This is a genomic window from Acidiphilium sp. PM (assembly GCF_000219295.1).
Taxonomy (GTDB): Bacteria; Pseudomonadota; Alphaproteobacteria; order Acetobacterales; family Acetobacteraceae; genus Acidiphilium; species Acidiphilium multivorum.
The window spans coordinates 1-4,292 of sequence record NZ_AFPR01000216.1 but is presented as its reverse complement, the minus strand read 5'-3'; the positions used below and the strand labels follow the sequence as shown (position 1 = coordinate 4,292).

The 4,292-nt window shown below is 70.3% G+C and carries 5 protein-coding genes; 2 read left to right on the top strand and 3 right to left on the bottom strand.

Annotated elements, in window-relative coordinates:
• Window positions 1-1,156: MDR family MFS transporter (locus tag APM_RS09870; RefSeq protein ID WP_007423226.1), on the bottom strand; the 1,156-nt coding region annotated here is incomplete at its 3' end.
• A 189-nt stretch (window positions 1,157-1,345) separates the two neighbouring features.
• Here APM_RS09870 and APM_RS09865 point away from each other — a divergent pair.
• Both APM_RS09865 and APM_RS09860 read left to right on the top strand, forming a co-directional pair.
• The gene (locus APM_RS09865; protein ID WP_007423225.1) at window positions 1,346-1,936 is read left to right on the top strand and encodes a DUF2889 domain-containing protein; all 591 of its coding nucleotides are present in this window, start codon (window positions 1,346-1,348) and stop codon (window positions 1,934-1,936) included.
• Between the two features lie 4 nt (window positions 1,937-1,940).
• Window positions 1,941-2,519 (top strand): antibiotic biosynthesis monooxygenase, encoded by a 579-nt coding sequence (locus tag APM_RS09860; RefSeq protein WP_007423224.1) that lies wholly within the window; start codon window positions 1,941-1,943, stop codon window positions 2,517-2,519.
• Window positions 2,520-2,534: 15 nt separating this feature from the next.
• Here APM_RS09860 and APM_RS09855 read toward each other — a convergent pair whose 3' ends face one another.
• Window positions 2,535-3,170 (bottom strand): aldolase, encoded by a 636-nt coding sequence (locus APM_RS09855; RefSeq protein ID WP_007423223.1) that lies wholly within the window; start codon window positions 3,168-3,170, stop codon window positions 2,535-2,537.
• Window positions 3,167-4,075 carry an NAD(P)-dependent oxidoreductase gene (locus APM_RS09850; RefSeq protein ID WP_007423222.1) on the bottom strand — a complete coding sequence of 303 codons (909 nt, stop codon included), beginning with the start codon at window positions 4,073-4,075 and terminating at the stop codon, window positions 3,167-3,169. The genes APM_RS09855 and APM_RS09850 overlap by 4 nt, the downstream gene beginning before the upstream one ends.
• Between the last annotated feature and the right edge of the window lie 217 nt (window positions 4,076-4,292).

Genomic DNA, 4,292 nt, shown 5'->3' with positions numbered 1-4,292 from the left:
TCGCCGCATTCTGCACCGCGACGAGGTTGGAGGGCAGGACGAAGCCGATTCCGAGCCCCATGACGAAGCAGTTGAAGACGACGAGGCCGAGCGGGGTCGCGCGCGGCAGCAGGCCGAGCAGGACGAAGCCGGCGGTACCGACGACGAGGCCGCCGATGAGCAGCTTGCGCGTCCGCCCGGTGCGCCGCGCCACCTGGCCGGCGGCGTAGGCGCCGATCGTGCTCGCGATCATGAACGGCATGATGTCCCAGCCGGACTGCGCGGCATTGGCGCGGTAGACCAGCTGGAAGAACAGCGGCAGCAGGAAGATCGCCGAGAACATCGCCAGCGCCGTGAGGAACCCGATCCCGACCAGCCGCACGAAGGAGGCGCTGCCGAACAGCCGCATCGGCAGCAGCGGGACGGCGGCGCGCGCCTCCCACCGCCAGAGGGCGGCGATCAGCGCGAAGCCCGCCGCGAAGATGCCGATCACCGGCGCCGAAAGCCACGGATAGTTCCGCCCGCCCCAGGACAGGCCGATCAGGAAGGCGGTGACGGCGCAGGTGAGCAGGGCCGCGCCCTCGTAGTCGATCCGCCCGCCGCGTGCCACCGTCCTGAGCTGGCGCAGCCCGATCTGGCTCAGCACCAGCGCGGCGAGGCCGAGCGGCACGTTGAACCAGAAGATCCACTGCCACGAGAGATGATCGGTCACCCAGCCGCCGACCACCGGCCCCGCGGTCGAGGCGACGCCCCAGGTCCCGGCCATGTAGGCCTGATACTTGCCGCGCTCGCGCGGGCTGACCACGTCGGCGATCGCCGCCTGCGCGATCGCCATCAGCCCGCCGCCGCCCACCCCCTGCAGCGCCCGCCCGGCGATCAGCCAGGGCAGGGTTTCTGCCGTGGCGCAGACGCAGGAGGCGAGGACGAACAGCGCGATCGAGGGGATCAGCGTCTGCCGCCGGCCGAACTGGTCGGACAGGCGGCCGTAAAGCGGGGTCGTCGCCGTCGAGGTCAGCAGATAGGCCGTCACCACCCAGGAGAGATGGGAGAAGCCGTGCAGCCCCGCCGCCATCGCCGGCACCGCGGGGATCACCACCGTCTGGTCGATCGCCGCCAGCAGGATGCACAGGATGATACCGGAGATGACCTGAAGCCGTTGCCTGTGCGTGTATTCCATGGGTCCGTTCGGGTGGCGCGGGGAGGGGCGATGAAAACGAGGCGCGACAGATTGCGCCGGTCTCGCGCGGCAGACAACCGCGCGCGAGGGGCAGCAACCCTGTCATGCATCGCGCCGGAGCATTTGCAAGCCGTCCGGGCAGCGCTTAACCTATTCGTCAACATCGAGATCAGGGAAAGTTTTCGCTCCATGCCCCTCAGCCATGCCGAATCCCGGCAACTGCTCCACCTGCGCGACATCGCGATCCGCGGCTATCTGCGCGCCGACGGCCTCGTGGACATCGAAGCCCACATGAAGGACACCAAGACCTACAGTTTCGGCAATCACGACCGCGGGCGGATCAACGCCGGCGAGGCGCTGCACGGGATGGGTCTGCGCCTGACGATCGACGACAAGCTCACCGTCGTCCGCGCCGAGGCGGCGATGGACGACACGCCGCACGCGATCTGCCCCGGGGTGGCGCCGAACTTCGCCGCGCTGGCGGGGCTGACGATCGGCAAGGGCTTCCTCAAGGGGGCGATGGAGCGCGTCGGCGGCACGGCCGGCTGCACCCATCTGCGCGAGCTGCTCCAGCAGGTCGCCACCACCGCGATCCAGACGATGTTCTCGATCCGCGCCCACAAATCGGCGCGCGAGGGCGGCACCACCGAGGACCGCTGGGACATCCCGAGCGCCCTGCTCAATTCCTGCCACGCCTATAACGAGCAGGGGCCGCTGGTCGCCAAGGTTCGCGCCCGGGCGGAAGAGCGCCGGCGCGAGGCCGAGGCGGCGGCCGAATAGAGCGATGCACGCCGTCATCTTCGAGGTCAGGCCGAAGGACGGCCGGCTGGACGACTATTTCGGCCATGCCCGGCTGCTGCGGCCCGAACTCGAAGGGATCGACGGGTTCATCGAGAACATCCGCTATCGCAGCCTGACCCGGCCGGGCTGGCTGCTCTCGGTCTCGCTCTGGCGGGACGAGGCGGCGCTGATCGCCTGGCGCCGCCACGCCCTGCATCACCGCGCCCAGGAAGAGGCGCGGCGCGCGCTGTTCGCGGATTATCGCCTGCGCGTCGGGGTGGTGGCGGAGGCGGACTCCGCAGGCGTTTCGCTCCTCACCGCGCGCCGCGAGGGGGCGGCGGGCATGACGGCGGAGGCCCTGGCCCGCGACCTCGGGCTTGACCCCGCGGTGCCTGGCCTCGTCGGCTGGGACGTGTTCGAGGCCGTCCTCACCCCGGGCGATGTTTTGCTCCTCAGGAGCGGAACGGGAGCCTGGGCGGGCGAGGGGGCGTCGCACCGGCTGGTGCGCGTCATCCGCGACTACGGCATGACCGACCGGCGCGAGGCGCCGCAGCATTTCCCCGACGAAGCCGGCCGGGCCTGACGGCGGGGAAGGGGATCAGACCCCGAATTTCGCCCGCACCGCCGCCTGCTGTTCTGTCGTCAGCAGCCGCGGGTTGAGCCCGCGGGTGAGCAGGTGCAGCTTCGCCGTCTCCTCCAGCTCCTCCATCGCGAACACCGCCGCCTGCAGCGACGTGCCGGCGACGACCGGGCCGTGATTGGCCAGCAGCACGGCGCTGTGCTTGCCGGCGAGCCCGCGAATGGCATCGCCCACCGCCGGGTCGCCCGGCACGTGGAACGGCACCAGCGCCACCTTGCCGACGCGCATCATCACATACGGCGTCAGCGGCGGCAGCGCCTCCGCTGGGTCGATCTCCGGCAGCAGCGAGAGGGCGACGGCGTGGGTCGAATGCAGATGCACCACCGCGCCCGCTTCCGGCCGCGTGTCATACAGCGCGTCGTGCAGCGGGATTTCCTTGGTCGGCTTGTCGCCGGAGACGAGCCGGCGGTTCGCGTCGAGCCGGGCGATGCGCGCGGGGTCGAGAAAGCCGAGCGAGGCGTCTGTCGGCGTGCAGAGCCAGCCGCCATCCTCCAGCCGCACGCTGATATTGCCCGAGGAACCGGGCGTCAGCCCCCGCTCGAACAGCGACCGGCCGAAGCGGCAGATCGCCTCGCGCAGCGCGCTCTCGCTCATTCCGCCCGCTTCACCCCGTTGGCCTCGGCGATGAAATCGGCCAGCATCGGCACGAAATCGTCGCCCCGCCCGGCGCCCACCGCCTGGGCATAGGAATTGCGCACGGCGGCGGCGAGCGGATTGGCCGCGCCCTGCGCCACCGCGAAGGCGTTGAGATAGGCGGTGTCCTTCAGCGCGTTGTTCAGCGTGAACTTGTGGGCGTTGCGGTCGCGCCCGACCACGTATTGCATGAAGGTCTGGTAGAAGCCGCAATCCATCCGCCCGCCGGCGATCACGCTGTGGAAGGTCTCGGCCGAAAGCCCGGCCTTGGCGCCGAGCATCAGCGCCTCGGCATAGAGCGCGCCATAGCCCATCGAGAGGAAGTTGTTCAGCAGCTTCATCGTGTGGCCGGTGCCGGTCTGCCCGGTATGGATCACGCGCTGGGCGAAGGTGTCGATCACCGGGCGCACGCGGGCGACATCCTCGGCGGCGCCGCCGATCATCACGTCGAGCGTGCCTTCCCAGGCGTCCTTCGGCGTGCGGCCGAGCGGGGCGTCGAGCAGGGTGATGTTGCGCGCAGCGAGGCTCTCGGCGAGCGGCACCGTGACCGACGGATCGGAGGTCGAGCAGTCGACGATGGTGAGCGTCCGGCCGGCGGCGGCGAGGCCGTTTTCCCCCTCGGTCACGGCGCGCACCTGCGGGCTGCCGGTGACGCAGAGGAACACGATGTCGCTCGCCTCGGCGATCTCGCGCGGGGTTTTCGCTTCCTTCGCGCCGCGGCCGATCAGGTCCTCGACCGGGGCGCGGTTGCGGTGCGCCATCACCGTGAGGGCGTAGCCGGCCTCGACGATGTTCTTCGCCATGCCGTGGCCCATGAAGCCGACGCCGATGAAGCCGATGGAGGGTTTTGATCCGCTGCCCGACATTCCTGTTTCTCCCGATATCCGACCGCTCCTGTATAGGAGCGGCGCGGTGGTAGCGCAACCAGGTTCTGACAGCGCTACCATCTTGCATGGGACGCCGATCTCCGCGATAGTCGCGGCATGAGAGGAACCCGCGCACGCGGTGCCACGGCCGATGAAGCGAAACAGGCGACGGGCGAGGCCTGCGCGGCGCCGCGCCGCACCCGCCGCCGGCGCGCCG